This window comes from Solirubrobacter ginsenosidimutans (assembly GCF_027587205.1).
This window is the reverse complement of record NZ_JAPDOD010000021.1, coordinates 17461-32733: the sequence shown is the minus strand read 5'-3', so window position 1 is coordinate 32733 and position 15273 is coordinate 17461. Positions and strand designations below refer to the sequence as shown.

12 protein-coding genes are annotated in these 15273 nt (G+C 72.0%); 10 read left to right on the top strand and 2 right to left on the bottom strand.

The annotated features are described in order from the left end of the window. Positions 1-113 precede the first annotated feature (113 nt). The 3 genes from OM076_RS21280 to OM076_RS21270 are packed head-to-tail and all read left to right on the top strand — an operon-like array spanning position 114 to position 3133. Positions 114-1265, top strand: a complete 1152-nt coding sequence (locus OM076_RS21280) for a sugar ABC transporter substrate-binding protein (RefSeq protein WP_270042077.1) — start codon at positions 114-116, stop codon at positions 1263-1265. Between the two features lie 4 nt (positions 1266-1269). Then, positions 1270-2376, top strand: coding sequence for an ABC transporter permease (locus OM076_RS21275; RefSeq protein ID WP_270042076.1), 1107 nt, complete (start codon positions 1270-1272; stop codon positions 2374-2376). After that, a complete protein-coding gene (locus OM076_RS21270) occupies positions 2369-3133 on the top strand; it encodes an ATP-binding cassette domain-containing protein (protein WP_270042075.1) in 765 nt (254 codons plus the stop codon). The genes OM076_RS21275 and OM076_RS21270 overlap by 8 nt, the downstream gene beginning before the upstream one ends. Positions 3134-3154: 21 nt before the next feature. Here the strand turns inward: OM076_RS21270 and OM076_RS21265 are convergent, their stop codons facing one another. Next, a complete protein-coding gene (locus OM076_RS21265) occupies positions 3155-4372 on the bottom strand; it encodes an aldose epimerase family protein (protein ID WP_270042074.1) in 1218 nt (405 codons plus the stop codon). A gap of 172 nt (positions 4373-4544) precedes the next feature. On the opposite strand from OM076_RS21265, the gene OM076_RS21260 reads away from it, so the two are divergent. The 7 genes from OM076_RS21260 to OM076_RS21230 are packed head-to-tail and all read left to right on the top strand — an operon-like array spanning position 4545 to position 14861. Further along, a complete protein-coding gene (locus OM076_RS21260; RefSeq protein ID WP_270042073.1) occupies positions 4545-6965 on the top strand; it encodes a DUF6603 domain-containing protein in 2421 nt (806 codons plus the stop codon). A 3-nt stretch (positions 6966-6968) separates the two neighbouring features. Beyond that, positions 6969-8150, top strand: a complete 1182-nt coding sequence (locus tag OM076_RS21255; RefSeq protein ID WP_270042072.1) for a hypothetical protein — start codon at positions 6969-6971, stop codon at positions 8148-8150. Continuing rightward, complete coding sequence (locus OM076_RS21250; protein ID WP_270042071.1) at positions 8147-8887, top strand: hypothetical protein; 741 nt, start codon at positions 8147-8149, stop codon at positions 8885-8887. Before OM076_RS21255 ends, OM076_RS21250 begins: the two co-directional genes overlap by 4 nt. Continuing rightward, positions 8884-11937, top strand: a complete 3054-nt coding sequence (locus OM076_RS21245; RefSeq protein ID WP_270042070.1) for a hypothetical protein — start codon at positions 8884-8886, stop codon at positions 11935-11937. The genes OM076_RS21250 and OM076_RS21245 overlap by 4 nt, the downstream gene beginning before the upstream one ends. Then, positions 11937-12605, top strand: coding sequence for a hypothetical protein (locus OM076_RS21240; RefSeq protein ID WP_270042069.1), 669 nt, complete (start codon positions 11937-11939; stop codon positions 12603-12605). The genes OM076_RS21245 and OM076_RS21240 overlap by 1 nt, the downstream gene beginning before the upstream one ends. Further along, positions 12602-13294 carry a hypothetical protein gene (locus OM076_RS21235; RefSeq protein ID WP_270042068.1) on the top strand — a complete coding sequence of 231 codons (693 nt, stop codon included), beginning with the start codon at positions 12602-12604 and terminating at the stop codon, positions 13292-13294. The genes OM076_RS21240 and OM076_RS21235 overlap by 4 nt, the downstream gene beginning before the upstream one ends. After that, positions 13272-14861: a hypothetical protein gene (locus OM076_RS21230; RefSeq protein ID WP_270042067.1), complete on the top strand. Its 1590-nt coding sequence runs from the start codon at positions 13272-13274 to the stop codon at positions 14859-14861. The genes OM076_RS21235 and OM076_RS21230 overlap by 23 nt, the downstream gene beginning before the upstream one ends. Here the strand turns inward: OM076_RS21230 and OM076_RS21225 are convergent. Beyond that, positions 14812-15258 carry a hypothetical protein gene (locus OM076_RS21225; protein ID WP_270042066.1) on the bottom strand — a complete coding sequence of 149 codons (447 nt, stop codon included), beginning with the start codon at positions 15256-15258 and terminating at the stop codon, positions 14812-14814. The genes OM076_RS21230 and OM076_RS21225 overlap by 50 nt on opposite strands. Between the last annotated feature and the right edge of the window lie 15 nt (positions 15259-15273).

Genomic DNA, 15273 nt, shown 5'->3' with positions numbered 1-15273 from the left:
TGAACCGCACCCTTCGAGCATTGTCGTCTTGCCATTTACGGCCCACCCGTGCCTTGACTAAACAAGCGTGTTATCGCTAATTTTTGGCGCGTCGACCGGAGGAGAAGACAGTCATGTCCGAGCTCGATCCCGTCCACGATGCCCTCGAACGTTTGGAGTGGGCGGACGCCAAGGCGCAGGAGGAGACCCCTGCCACTCGCTGGCGCGCGATGACGCGACGCACGGCGCTGACGGGGGGTGCTGCCGGGATCGCGGCGGCGATGCTCACGGCCTGCGGGTCGAGCAAGACCGGCACGTCGAAGGCCACGGCGACCGCCGCGGCGCAGGGGAGCAGCGGCGGCGCCGTCTTCGCGGAGGACTCGAAACTGAAGTTCGTGCTCGTCAACCACGTCACGACGAACCCGTTCTTCGTGCCGACCAAGTACGGCGCCGAGGACGCGTGCAAGCTGCTCGGCTGCTCGTACCAGTGGACCGGCTCGGAGAACGCCAACGTCAACGAGATGGTCAACGCGATGAACACGGCGATCACCGGCGGGGCCAACGGGATCGGCGTCTGCCTGGTCGACAAGCGCGCGTTCAACGCGCCCACCGATGCGGCGCTGAAGGCCAAGATCCCGGTCGTCGCCTACAACGCCGACGAGGTGTCCAACGCCCGGCTCTGCTACATCGGCCAGGACCTCTTCGTCTCAGGTCAGGAGATGGGCAAGCGGATCATCGAGCTCGTGCCGTCCGGTGACGTGGCGCTGTTCATCGCGACCCCCGGCTCCTCGAACATCCAGCCGCGCATCGACGGCGCGCAGGACGTGATCAAGAAGTCGGGCAAGGGCATCACCCCACACGTGATCGCGACCGGCGCGGCCGTCCCGGCCGAGCTGTCGGTGATCGACTCCTACGCCACCGGGCATCCGGACACCAAGGGGTACTTCGCCGTCGACGCCGGCAGCACGCAGAGCCTGGCGCAGACGATCCAGAAGCACAGCCTGCGCGAGAAGGGCGTCAAGGGCGGCGGGTATGACCTCACCCCGGTGACGCAGAAGCTGCTGGCGGCGGACCAGATCGACTTCACGATCGATCAGCAGCCCTACCTGCAGGGCTTCATCCCGATCCTGCAGCTGTTCATGTACCAGGCATCGGGCGGCCTGTCCGGCATCGCCGACACCAACACCGGCCTGAAGTTCCTCGACAAGACGACCGTCGCCGACTACAACAACACCAAGAGCCGCTACGAGGGAACCTCGTCGGCGGCAGGCGTGACCAAGGCCTAAGACGATGTCCGCGCCCGTCTCGGCGGCCGCTCCGCCTTCCGCGAGCGGCCCGCCGTCCGGCCGGCCCGGCGCGCGTGAGCTCGCGCTGCGGTTCCTGACGCTGCGCGAGGGCAGCATCATCGTCGTCACGTTCCTGGCGGCGCTGTACTTCTCGCTGAAGACCGACCGCTTCTTCACCCACGCGAACTTCGTCACGCTGCTGCCGTACTTCGCGCCGTTCGCGATCCTGGCGGTCGGCGAGGTGCTGCTGATGGTGGCGGGTGAGATCGACCTGTCGATCGGGTCGGTCTACCTGTTCGCGCCCTTCATGTTCTACGAGTTCAACCAGGCCGGGCTGGGGCTCACGTTGTGCCTGATCGGCGCGCTGGTGGTGAGCGCGATCGTCGGGCTGATCAACGGCGTGATCACGGAGGTGTTCGGCGTCTCGTCGTTCATCACCACGCTGGGCATGCTGCTCGGGCTCGGCGGGCTCACGCTGATCATCTCCCACGCCCAGTCGGTCGCGATGCCGGGCGCCGAAGTGACCTCGACGACGGTCAACGTCACCCACGTGGTCAACGGGCAGACGATCACGCTGCCCGAGCAGGTCAATCACGTCGGCACCTTCGCGCGGATCTTCGGCGCCGGCCAGTACTCGGAGCTGATCTGGGCGCTGCTGTTCGTCGCGTTCGTCCACCTGCTGCTTACCCGGACGCGCTGGGGCATGTACACGATCGCCGTCGGCGGGAACAAGCACGGCGCGGCCGAGGCGGGCGTGAAGGTGCGCTCGGTCGTGATCCGCAACTTCGTGCTGTGCAGCTTCTTCGCCGGCTTCGTCGGCGTCCTCGAGGCGATGCGCTCGAGCTCGGTCACGCCCGACACGGCGGGCGCGTCGGAGACGATGTTCCGCGCGGTGTCGGCGGCGGTGATCGGCGGCACGCTGCTCGCGGGCGGCGAGGGAACGGCGATCGGCGCGCTCTTCGGCGCGCTGTTCCTCGGCATCCTGCGCGACGGGCTGACGCTCGAGGGCGTCAACGCGGACTACCTGGACTTCATCCTCGGCGTCGCGATCATCGTCGCGATGATCATCAACGTCTACGTCGGTCGCGTGCGAAGGGGGAGCGGTGTCTGAGGACGTCCTGCGGGTCGAGAACGTCGCCAAGCGCTTCGGCCCCGTCACCGCGCTGCACGACGTCAACCTGCACCTGGGCAAGGGCGAGGTGCTCGGCCTGCTCGGCGACAACGGCGCGGGCAAGTCGACGCTGATCAAGATCATCTCGGGCTTCCAGAAGCCCGACTCGGGCAAGCTCTTCGTCAAGGGCGACGAGACCGAGCTGCGCTCCGTCGACCACGCCCGCTCGCTGGGCATCGACTGCGTCTACCAGGACCTCGCCCTGGTCAACCAGCTCGACGTCGTGCAGAACATGTTCCTCCGGCGCGAGCAGGTGCACCGGCCGATCCCGTTCCTCGCGCGCAAGCGGATGCGGGAACAGACGCGCGAGGCGCTCGACGAGATCGGCGTCAACGTGCCGCGGCTCGGCGTGCCCGTCGCGCGGCTCTCCGGCGGCCAGCGCCAGGCGATCGCCGTCGCCCGCACGGTCCACTCCGACGCGGACATCATCCTGCTCGACGAGCCGCTGGCCGCGATGGGCGCCAAGGAGGGCGCGATGATCCTCGACGTCGTCGCGCGGCTGCGCGCCGAAGGCAAGGTCTCGATCATCATGATCGCCCACAACTACGTGCACGTGCTCGAGTCCTGCGACCGCGTGAACCTGATCCAGGACGGCGAGATCACCTTCGACAAGCCGACCGGCGAGACGTCGGTCGAGGAGCTCAACGAGATCGTCGTCGAGGAGTACCGCCGGGCCCGGGCGCGGGCCGCCGGATGAGGGCGGCCCGCTGGTACGCGGTCAGTCGTGACCGTGGCGGTCGGTGGAGAAGTTGAGCACCGTGGTCGTCTTGTAGGTCTGCCCCGGGCGGACCACCGTCGAGGGGAAGTTCGCGTGGTTGGGCGAGTCCGGGAAGTGCTGGGTCTCGAGCGCGAGCCCGTCGCCCTGGCGGTACTGGTTGCCGCTCGTGCCGTACAACGTCCCGTCCAGGAAGTTGCCCGAGTAGAACTGGATGCCCGGCTGGTCGGTGTAGAACGTCAGCACGCGGCCGCTCGCCGGGTCACGCAGCGTGGCGGCCTGGACGAGGCTCGTCGTGTCGCCGGGGCGGCGGTTGAGCACCCAGTTGTGGTCATAGCCGCGTCCGAACACGAGCTGCTGGTTGTTCCCGCGGATCCGCTCGCCGATCGAGTGGAAGCCGCGGAAGTCGAACGGGGTGCCGGCCACCGGATCGATCGCGCCCGTCGGGATCAGCGTGCTGTCGACCGGCGTGAAGCGGTCGGCGTTGAGCTGCAGCTGCTGGTCGTAGATCGTGCCCGAGCCCTCGCCCGCCAGGTTCCAGTAGGCGTGGTTGGTGAGGTTCAGGACCGTGGGCTTGTCGGTCGTCGCCGTGTAGTCGATGCGCAGGTTGTCGCGCGAGTCGAGTGAGTAGACGACCGTGACCGGGACGGTGCCGGGATAGCCCGTGCTGCAGGGCGGAACGCTCGGCCGGCTGGGCGTGCAGCCCTCGCCCGCCTTCGACAAGTAGGTGAGCTTGACGCCGACCGAGCGTTGGGTGCGCACTGGGGTCGCCACCCAGTTCTTGACGTTGAAGCCCTCGAAGCCGCCGTGGAGGCTGTTCGGGTCGTTGTTGATGTCGAGTGAGTACGTGGTGTTGTCGAGCGTGAAGCGGCCCTTGGCGATCCGGTTGCCGTAGCGCCCGATGATCGCGCCGAAGTACGGGTTGCTCTTGATGTAGGCGGCGTTCGTGTAGCCGTCGATGTCCGCGAAGCCGAGCGTGACGTTGGCGTCATGACCGCGGCGGTCGGGCACGTTGACCGCCTGGACGATCCCGCCGTAGGTGAGGATCGAGACCGACATGTCGCCGTTGCCCAGCGTGTACTTGTCGACGCCTTGGCCGTTCACCGTGCCGAACGCGACCTTGTCGATCGTCAGCCCGCCGTCGTGTCGCTTGGCCGCCGCCGGAGCGGTCATCACCCCCATGAGCAGCACCACGGTCACGCAGCATGTGAGCGCACGCATACCTCTCCTCCTTCGTCTGACGCACGAAAAGGTGGTACGGAGTGCTAGCGCTCACATGCTTGTCTGTCAAGCACTTAAGAGCGCGCCGTCCCGCCGGCGGGACAGCGGTCGCGCCAGGTGTGGGGACGCCGCCTTGACAGGCCGCCGGCGGGCGGCGAGAGTCGGGGCGCGCGTGGCCTCCGACACGCATAGCTCCGCGATAGGCCTTGACGCGCTGGCGATCAGAGCGACGCACCGGTCCGGCCAATGGTGCTTCAGCGGCGAGTCGGACGTCGGCCAGGACCTCGACCTGGGCGAGGTGGTGCAGCGGCTCGCCGAGCTCATCCACGTGGAGCTCCCCGACCTCCCGGCGGTCACCGTGGACCGTGTCGCCTTCGAGGTCTGCGGAGCGAAGGCGACGTTCGAGGCGCTGGTCGGGCTCGCGCTCCGGCCGCTCGGGGACTTGAGCCGCCTGCCGCTCGTCGGCGATCACCTCCAGGACGCGATCCGCCTCGACACCGTCGGGATCAAGGTCGTGCGGGAGTCCGGGAAGGACCGCGCGTACCTCGGCGCGCGCGTCGGGATCGCGGGTGAGCCGGCCCCGACCGACGTTCGCGTGCCGCTCACGCCCGACCCGGAGACCGGCACCGTCGACGCCGAGCCGCAGCGTCACGCGGTGCAGCGCCGGTTCGGGCCGGTCGAGGTCGAGGATCTCATCTACGACTTCCACGACGGCGGCCTGCGCGTGCGCTTCACGGCCCGGCTCGGGCACGCCGGCGTGGAGATCGAAGTGATCGGCATGGGCGTCACCGTGCGCCTCGACGACCCGTTGCACCCGGAATTCCATCTCGACGGCCTGTCGATGTCCTACGAGGCGCCGCCGGTCCGCGTGAGCGGCGCGCTGCTGCGGCGTCCCGACACCCCGGCCGGGGAATGGCAATTCGACGGCGCGCTGTCGGTACGCGCCGGCGCGTATGAGCTCTCGGCGCGCGGCTCCTACGCCGACCGGCACCCGCCGTCGCTGTTCGCCTTCCTGCAGGTGATGGCGCCGATGGGCGGCCCGCCGTACTTCTTCATCGACGGCATCGCGGGCGGCTTCGGCATCAACCGGACGCTCACGATCCCGCCGATCGAGGAGATCGAGGACTTCCCGCTCATCCGGGGCACCGCGCCCACGACCAACGTCTTCGCCGAGAACACCAGCGTGGCCGACGCGATGGCGATCCTCGGCGAAGCGATCCAGCCCGCCGATCAGCAGCACTGGATGGCCGCCGGTGTGGCCGTCAGCTCGTTCGGCGTGCTGCACTCCAAGGTGCTGCTGACCGTCGCCTTCGGCCACCGCGTCGAGATCGGTCTGCTCGGGATGGCGACGCTGCGCCTTCCACCCGGGCTCGAGAGCGCCGTCGTGAGCGCGAGCCTCGCGCTCCGCACGACGATCACGCCGGGCAGCGGCGAGCTGGCGATCCTCGGCCGGCTCACGTCGGACTCCTACGTGCTCGCACCCGCCTGCCGGCTCACCGGCGGCTTCGCGCTCTGCTTCTGGTTCGGAGGGAGCGGGCACCGCGGCGACTTCGTGATCACGCTCGGCGGCTACCACCCGGCGTTCGAAGCCCCCGCGCACTACCCCGTGGTGCCGCGGCTCGGGCTGACCTGGGACGCCGGCCCGCTGCAGATCAAGGGCGGGCAGTACTTCGCGCTCACGCCCGGCGCCGCGATGCTCGGCGGCCAGCTGGACGCGACGTACAAGAGCGGGGCGGTCAGCGCGCGCTTCAAGGCCCACGTCGACTTCCTGAGCCGCTGGGCGCCCTTGCGCTACGAGGCCACCGTCGGCGTGGACTTCGCGGTCGACGCCGTCCTGCACGAGGGGTTTGCGACCTCGACGCTCTCGGTGCACGTGAGCGCCGAGCTGCGCATGTGGGGGCCGGAGTTCAGCGGCGAGGCGGAGCTCGACCTCGGCGTGATCCGCATCACGATCCCGTTCGGTCACGACCCCGATGCAGCGCCGAAGTCGCTGAGCTGGCCGGAGGTCAAGCACCAGCTCCTCGGGGGCGAGGAGGGCGCGGTGCGCGTCGCGGTGCGCAGCGGGGTCCTCGCCGACCTGCGCGACCCGGCGACGGGCAAGGCCGGCGAGACCGGGGTGCACTTCATCGTCGACCCTGAGCGCTTGGTGGTGGCGACGGAGACGGTCATCGCGGCCACGCGCGTGACGGTCGACGGAGCGGAGCAGCAGGTCGGCCCGCAGCGCATCGGCATCGCCCCGATGGGCCTGGGCTCCGTCACCAGCACGCACGCGATCACGATCGAGCCCGCGGCGCGCTTGCACTCCAGCCTGGTCACGGGCACGGTGCCGAAGGCGCTGTGGGGCGACGGCAAGCCGACGCTGGGCGCCGACGGGACGATCGCCGGGGCCGTCACCGGCGTCGAGATGTGCCCAGCCCCGGCGCAGCCACGCCCTGCGGCCCAGTTCGCGCGCGAGGCGCCGCCCGAGGTCCGCGAGTGGTCCTGGCCGTCCCTGCCGGCGTCCGCGGCGGCGGACGAGCCGCCCGGGCCGGTCGACTTCGCCGCGCTCGGGCTGACGGCCTCGCCCATCCTCGCCACCGTCCCGGCAGCCTGAGCCATGCCGGACGAGCTCACCTTCTACGACTCCGTCGAGCCCCCGCTGCGAACCGGCCGGCACACGATCGGCCTCGAGCACACGGTGAGCGGCACCGGCGTCGAGGACAGGTTCACCGACGCCGTCACCATCGCGGTCCAAGGCCCGCGCTTCACGCTCCCGCCCGACGACCTGCACGGCCGCTTCCCGGCCGCGGGAGCGCAGGGCGACTTCGCCGGCGTGCTGCCGCACATCGTCCTCAGCGCCGCGACGCTGCCGTGGCAGCGCGAGCTCGGCGATCCGCCGGGGGTGCCCTGGCTCGCCCTGCTCGTCTTCGACGCCAACGACCCTCCCCCGAAGGTCACGGCCGGCACGGTCGGCGACCTCCGCACGGCGTATCCGCAGCCCGACGTGGGTGAGGAAGACGACCAGCCATGCCGCTATATCGACGTCCCGGCGACGCTGTTCGCCGAGATCGCGCCGCAGGCGGACGAGCTGCCCTGGCTGACGCATGCGCGCGAGCTCGACGCGCCCGCCGCGGCCGCCCGGGCGGGCGCCGAGACCGCGCCGGCGGCCCGCTTCGCCGTGGTCGTCGCCAACCGGCTCCCGCGGCCGGGCAGCATGACCACCTGCTGCCTCGTCTCGCTCGAGGGTCGCGCCGGCGCGCTCCCGCCGGAGCCCGAGGAGCACGGCGAGAGCGTGCGGCTCGCGGTGCTCGACACGTGGTCGTTCGGCACGCTCGCCGAGCGCGGCCGCTTCGCGGCGACCGTCGGCGGGCTGGACCGCGAGCCACCCACGTTGCGTACCCGCGATGCGAGCCACGAGGCCGGCGCGCGCGGCTACGCGCTGCTCGAACACGAGATGCGCGACGGCACGGTGACGAAGTCGTGGTACCGCGGGCCGCTCGTCCCCACCCCGGAAGCGCCGGCCGCGCCGCATGCGCTCGGCGTGGACGCCGCCGACGCGCTGCTGCGCTACGACCCGCGGACCGGCATGTTCGACGTCTCGCTCGCCGCCGCCTGGCAGCTCGGGCAGCTGCTCGCGCTCGCCGACCGTGACTTCTCGATCCTGCTCGCGGCCTGGAAGACCACCCAGCAGCGCAGCGTCGCCGCCGGCTTCGAACGCGACCTGCTGCAGCGCAAGCTCGAGCAGGTCGACACGCACGCGGTCATCACCCCACTCCTGGACAAGCTCGGAACCCCATGAGGAGCTGGTCCTTCAGCACCGGCAAGCGCGCGACCATGGCGGACGCGATCACGCACGCGGCCCCCGGTGCGCAGGAGCAGCGCGAGACGGAGCGCATCACCGACTGGCTGAGCGAGCTGCGCGTGCTGCGGGGCGTGCCGTTCAGCTACCTGGTGCCCGACGAAGGCATGCTTCCGCCGGAGTCGATCCGCTTCTTCGCGCTCGACGAGGCCTGGGTGCAAGCGCTGCTCGACGGCGCCTTCAGCCTCGGACGCTCCGCCGCCGGCGACGCCGACCGCGAGCGGTCCGCGCTCGAGCAGGTCGCGCAGGCCGCCGCAGGGCGGGCGGCGACCGGGCGCGCGGAGATGCTCGAAGCGCAGGTGGGCGAGAGCGTCGAGGTCACCGGCCTGCTGCTGCGCTCGCAGGCGGTCTGGCGCTGGCCGACGCTCGAGGTGCGCGGCTTCTCCGACGAGGCGGGGACGGCAGCGATCGCGCTGGCGCGGCTCGACCGCCTCGGGCCCGAAGTGCTGCTCGCGCTGTTCGCCGGCCGGCTGCGCGCGGTGACGCTGTCCGAGCCCGCCGAGGCCCTGCACTTCGGCGTGACCGACGAGGCGCACCTCCGCGTCGGGAACCGGCGCGTCGTCGATGTCGGCGCGCTGCGCGCGCAATGGCCGGAGGCGACCACGCCGGGCGCTTTCGCCCAGGCGCTCGTGCAGCAGGCCCACCAGGTGCGGTTCATCGCGCGGGAGCCGGGATGAGCGGGCCGGCCCTGATCGTCCCGATCCGCGTCGAGGCGCTGCCGGTCGGCGCACCCGACGCGGCCGGTCCGTGGTCGGTGCTCCCGCACGCGAACTTCTCCGCGCTCTCGCTGCCGCGGGCGCCCTACCTCGGCGCCCAGGTGTTCAGCCCGCCGTTCGGCGGGCAGCCGTTCGAGCCCGGCGTGCACGTGCACTGGCGCCTCCCGCGCGCATTGCTCCAGGCACGCCAGGAGCGCGACGCGAAGCGAATCACCTTGCCGTGTGCCCCCGACCGCTGGCTCGTCGTGCGCACTGGCGCGCAGGACACGCAGGCGTGGGTGGTGGAGAGCAACCACGTCGATCCCGAGCCACTCCACAGCCCCACCTCCTTCCCGGGCGGCTATATCGGCCGCGTCCACGCGCTCGAAGCGTGGCCGGGCGAGACGGAGGGCGGCGATCGGCTGCCGCTGAACGCGTTCGGCTACGGGATCCCGGACTTCGCCGGCTGTTACGTGAACTGCCGCAACGTGTTCGGCATGCTCGACGCCGAGTCGGCCCCGGGCCCGCGGACCTACACGGTGATCGGCTGGTACGCGGACGCGAAGCGCGATCCGCTCGACGCCGATCCGGCGGCGTTCGGCGAGCTCGCCGGCGCTGATCCGGCGCCGCGGCGGACGCTGTGCGTCGGCGCCGTGTCCGGCGTGCCGTTCGATCCCGCGGGCGCGTACCTGCGCGGGCAGCACGCGCCGCTCACGCCCGACGTGGCGATCGGCAACACCCCCGCCGAGGCGCTCGCCGCGCTCGCGGCGCGCCGCGCCGGCGCGGACGAGGTGGCCGAGCGCCTGCTGAACGCGTTCCAGCTCGGCGCGCTCGACCGGATCGGCGAGACCGACGGGATCGCGCGGCTGGAAGAGCAGATGCACGCGGCGAAGTTCGCCGCGCTCGACGGCGGCATCGAATGGGAGGTCCGCGGCGGCGAGGCGGACCTGGCCGCCCTCAACGCGGCCCAGCGGCGGTGGGACTCCGGCACGGCCGAGCTCGCGTCGCTGCGCGGCCGGTTGTTCGCGGACTGGTGCCGGCGCGCGGCACTGCGTGCCTCCGACCGGCGCCCGCAGCTCGACTTCGACGCGCTCGACGCGTTCATGGAGACGCAGGCGGACGAGATCGACGCGTTGGCCGGCGAGCTCGTCGCGCTGGCTGCGCAGATCCAGGTCCAGGCCGACCAGGTGGCCGCCGGGCTCCCGCACGGCGCGCGGCTGGAATCGGTGCCCGCGTCGCGCTTCTACCAACCCAACGACGTGGTCGTGGTGCTGTGCGGAGACGGCCTGCCCGGCTCGGCGCCGGACGCCGCCGACGAGCCGCCCTTCGTCGGCGACGAGCCGACGCGTCCCGCCCCCGCCGGCTACGAGCGGCTCGCGCCGCCGGAGGTCGCGCAACTCCTCGAGTACGGGGCCGCACACGCGCGGCCCTGGAAGCTGCCGTGGCGACCCGTCGAGCTCGCCTGGCGCGTCTCGGTCCAGTTGCGCCGCGAGCTCGACACGAGCGCCGGCCTCGACCCGCAAGTCGTGCTCGACCACTTCGCGATGCCCCCCGACGGCTTCGACCTCGAATCCGACAGCGTGCGCTACGAGGCGCTGGCGGACGAGTACACGGGGCGCGTGCTGCTGGCCGCCAACGCGAGCATCGGGCTCGAGCGCCAGATCGCCACGGCCATCGAGCAACGCCGCTATGACGGTCTGGAGGGCTTGCTCGGACCGCTGCAGCAGCAGCCGCTGCTGGCGCAGGTGCTCAGCGGCTTCACCAGCGCCTTGGGGATGCTCGCCCACCAGCTCCAGCTGCCGGTCGAGGACCCACAGGGTTCGCCGCTCGACGCCGCGTTCGTGACGCGCGTGCGCGACGCGATCGACGCCGAGCGCCGGTTCTCGCCGCTGATGCACAACCCGTTCGCGCCGCTGCGCACCGGCCGCTTCGAGCTCACCGAGCTGCGCCTGATCGACGAGTTCGGCCGCTGGCGCGACGTCGACGTGTCAGCGATCGCGGTCGCCGAGACGGTCCCCACCGATCCTCGCCGGCGCAGCGCGGTGCTGCCGCCGCTGCGGCTCTCGCAGCCCGCCCAGCTGAACTTCCGCTGGCTGGACGCGGGCGGGACCCCGATCCTCGGTTGGGTCGTCCCGAACCACCTCGACGACGGCCTGATGTTCTACGACGCGGAAGGGCGTGCGCTTGGCCGGTTGACGCCCACCGTTGACGCGCCGCAGTGGCGGGTCGCGCCCGGCGCTGAAGTACCGGCGCCGGCGGGCGTGATCGCCGAGCTCGTGGCGAGCATCGACGACTCGGCGTACCTGCGGGCGCTCGGCGCCACGCTCGACGCGGCCCGGGCGCTGATCGCGCCGGCGCAGACCGCCGCCGATCGCGAGGTCGCGGTGCTGGTCGGCTCGCCGCTCGCGGTCGTCCAAGCGTCATTCGACCTCTCGCTGCTCGGGCTGCCGCTGATCGACATGGGCATCGACGCGTTGCGCGCGGACATCGCGCGCGGCGACGTCCGGCGGCGCTCCGACCGCGCGCTCGCCGGCGTGCGGCTGCCGGTCCTCCTGGGCAGCCTCACCCAGCTGGGCGACGGGCTCGCCGGCTTCTTCGCCGCGGGCGCGGACGGCAAGCCGGACTTCGCGCGCTTCCTGTCGCAGGCCGCGACAGCCCACGAGCGGATCGCGCGCCCGCCGCAGAGCACGGTCACCGTCCGCGCGGATCCCGGCGCCGGCGCGACGGTCGTGACGATGCTCGTCGACCCGCGCTGCGAAGTCCATGCGTACACCGGCGTGCTTCCGGTGAAGACGCTGACGATCGGACCCGACGTCGCGGCGCGCGGGTTGGCGGCGCTGAAGTACGCCTTCCAGACCGCGCCGGTGATCGTCCCGCGCGGCCGCATCGGCGTGCCGCTTCCCGCCGCCGCCGGCACGTGGAGCTGGCTCAGCGCGACCGGCGAGCCCGTCGCGCTCGAGCCGTTCGTGCCGACGGCGGCGCCCGAGCTCCACCGCATCGCTGACGGCTGGCTGCAACTGGACCCGTCGTGATGGAGATCCTCGCCCTCGAGATCGCACCGGAGACGGTCGTCGGACACGGCGAGGTGACGGTCAGCTGGCGCGTCGCGGGCGCGACCTCCGTCCTGCTCTCGTGTGGCGGGATCGTCGAGGCCGAGGGCTCGTGCCCGCTCGACGTGGCCGAGACGACGACCGTGGTCCTGACCGCGTTCGATGCCACCCACGGCAAGGCGGACTGCCGGCAGGCGACGGTCACGGTCACGCCCGAGATCGTCCCCGGCACGATCATCCCGTGGTGGGGCGACGGTGAGCTGATTCCCGACGGCTGGGCGGTCTGCGACGGCACGGACGGCACGCCGGACCTGCGTGACCGCTTCATCTATGGCGCCGACACGCCGCACGCCGACGAGCACGCCGACCGTCATGCCCACGCGCTGCCCGGCGAGCGGAAGGCCTCCAGCGACGAGGACGGGGCGCACCGGCATGCCCCGCCGCAGGCGTGGGGCGCCACCCGCTTCGAGAAGGACGCCGGCGGCCGGTTCACCGTCGATCTCGGCGCGAAGGACGCGGCGCAGGCGGCGTGGAGCGAGGCGAAGGCGCATCAGCATCCCGTCGTGGTCGCGCCGGCGCCCGGGTACCGGTCCAGTGACGAGACGGCGGGTCCGCTCTGGCACGCCCTCCACTACCTGATGAAACGATGATCGAGACGTTCACCGCGGAGGCGGCGCCGGGGGGCGCGCGGCTGGCCTGGAGGGTGCGCGGCGCCGAGACCGTCACGCTCTCGGGCCACGGCCGGGTCCGCGCCGAGGAGGACGCGTTCACGGTGACGCTGACGGCGACGACGACCTTCGTGCTCGTCGCCTACGGCAGCGAGTTCGGAGCGATCGAGTCCAGGACGCGGAGCGTCGAGCGCCCGCGCGAACGCGTGCCGCACGGCACGATCTGCCTGTGGGCCGGCACGCACGAGGACATCCCGCGAGGGTGGGCGCTCTGCGACGGCAGGGACGGCAGGCCGAACCTGCTGGGACGCTTCGTGCTGGGCGCCACCGAGCAGGCCCCGCCCGGGGAGACGGGCGACGGGGACTCGCACACGCACACGCTGAAGGTCCGGTTCACGGGCCGGACGGCACCGGTGCCCGACCACCGGCACGACCTGGCGTGGACGTCCGCGCGCAGTGACGCGCACCTGTGGCCGAAGTTCGGCCTCAACCGCTTCACCGGCATCACCCACGACGCCCATCATCCGGACCTCGACGACGCCGGCGAGCACACGCACCCCGTCGACGTCGAGGTCGAGTGGGAGACGGACCCGGCACCGGTCGCGCGGCCTCTGGGCCACGCGCTGTGCTTCATCGTCAGGAGCGGCGATGGCGATCACGCTGCTGGGTGAGCTCCGGCGCGGGCGCGAGAACACGCTGACGCTGCGGGCGCCGGCGGCCACCCGCGTCGAGCTGTCGCTGGCCGCGCTGTTCGCCCGTCCCGACGAGCAGGCGGACCTCCTGGTCACCGCCGAGGGCTGGCAGGCGACCTACGACAGCGCCCGAGCCGCGTGGCGGCTGACGGCCACGCGCGAACGCTCGCTGGAGGCGACCATCGCCGGGCTGCGGCCGAGCGTGTCCGCGGGCCGGCCGCTGGTCACGGCGCTGGTCACCGCGGCGGGGCAGGTCACCCGCACCACGGTCGAGCTGACGGTGCGGCCGTCCGCGACGCCGCACTCGAGCCTGGCCGCGGTGCTCGACGCCCAGCTCGGCGCGCGCCGCGCGGGCGGGGAGCTCGGAGTGGCGGTGGTGCCGGTCAGCCGCCGCGCCGACGCCCCCGAGCGCGGCGACCTCGTGCTGCGGGTCTTCAATCGCCACGCGGCGCCGCTGGTCGCCGACGACGAGGCGTGGGGCGCTTCACCGCCGCGGCTGACCCTCTCCTTCGCGAGCGCCGGAGAAGCGCCCGGTCACGACGCCGTGACCACCCCGGGCCAGCTCGACGACCTCGAGGTCGTGGTCGAGCGCGGCTCGGGCTGGACGATCGTCAAGCGGGCCTTCGGGCCGGAATGGGACCTCGTCCCGGCGGCCGGCAACCACCGCGTGCTCGAGCCGCGCGCGTTCGTGGAGTTCGGTATTCGCCGGCTCGCCACGGGCTTCGCGGCCGGCCCCGCGCAGGCCGAGCTGCGCGCCTGTGGGTTTCCCGGCCATGACGATCACGGCTGGAGCTTCGTCGTCGAGAAGCGCTGCGCGCCGATGCGCATCGTCGAGGCGCTGTCCGGGAGCGTCGACGGCGCCGATGCGAGCCTCAGCTGGAAGGTCGAGCACGCGAGCCTGGTCCAGCTCTCGGGCGTGGGCGCGGTCGACCCCGAGGCCAGTGGCTACGAGGTGACCCTGCCCGGCGACACCACGTTCGTGCTCACGGCCTACGACGCCCTGCTCGGCCGCGTGCAGACGAGCACGCTCACGCTGACCGCGCCCACCGTCGTCCCGGCGCAGCTGCCACCGGGTGCGATCCTCGCGTGGCACGGCGCCACCGTGCCCGAGGGGTACGCGCCGTGCGACGGAACGCATCCCGACGCCCCGGACCTCCACGGGCGCTTCATCGTCGGAGCGGGGACGGCCGCGCCGGGGACCAGCGGCGGCGAGGACGGGCACACGCACACGTTCGCCGCCGGCACGGCCACGGTCACCGCGGGCTCGGGGGGCGCGCACCACCACGACCCGCCCGGCGGGTGGGCGAGCGTCCGCGCCTCAACACGTGCGGACGACAAGACGTTCGAGTTCGCCGACGCGCAGGGGTTCGAGCAGTTCGCCGCGAAGGACGAAGGCGCCCACGAGCACCCGGCCGGCGAGCTCGGCTTCACCGTGACCGAGGTGGGTGCGGCCGACCCGCCCGCACCACGCCCGCCCTGGCACGCGGTGACCTACATCATGAAGTTGCCTGGTAGTCGATCAGGAACATCAGGCGATCGACCTTGACCGCTTCGAGGACCGGGACCTTCCAGTCGGTCTGCAGCGAGACGTTGACGACGAGCTGATCGAGCTCCTTCTTGACGAACGCGACCTTCAACGCGCGGATCGTGATCGGGGCGTTCTCGATGTTGTCGAGCGGGTCGGGGAGCGTCGGCAGCTCCGGCAGCTGCGGCGCGAACTTGCGCAGGTCGGCCCAGCCGTCGGCCAGGCTGCCGATCTCCACCTCCTCGCCGTCCGGGAGCGCGTACTTGCCGGTGCCCTCGAGCAACTGGTCCAACTCCGCCGATTCGGGCTCGAGCGTCACGGTGTGCGTTCCGAGCGTCACCTGGAAGCCGACGCCGAATTTGAACACGTGCTTCCGCGCCGGCACGGACGCAGGCGGTTTGCTGGGTACCGGGGGCATGGCGAGAACCTACCG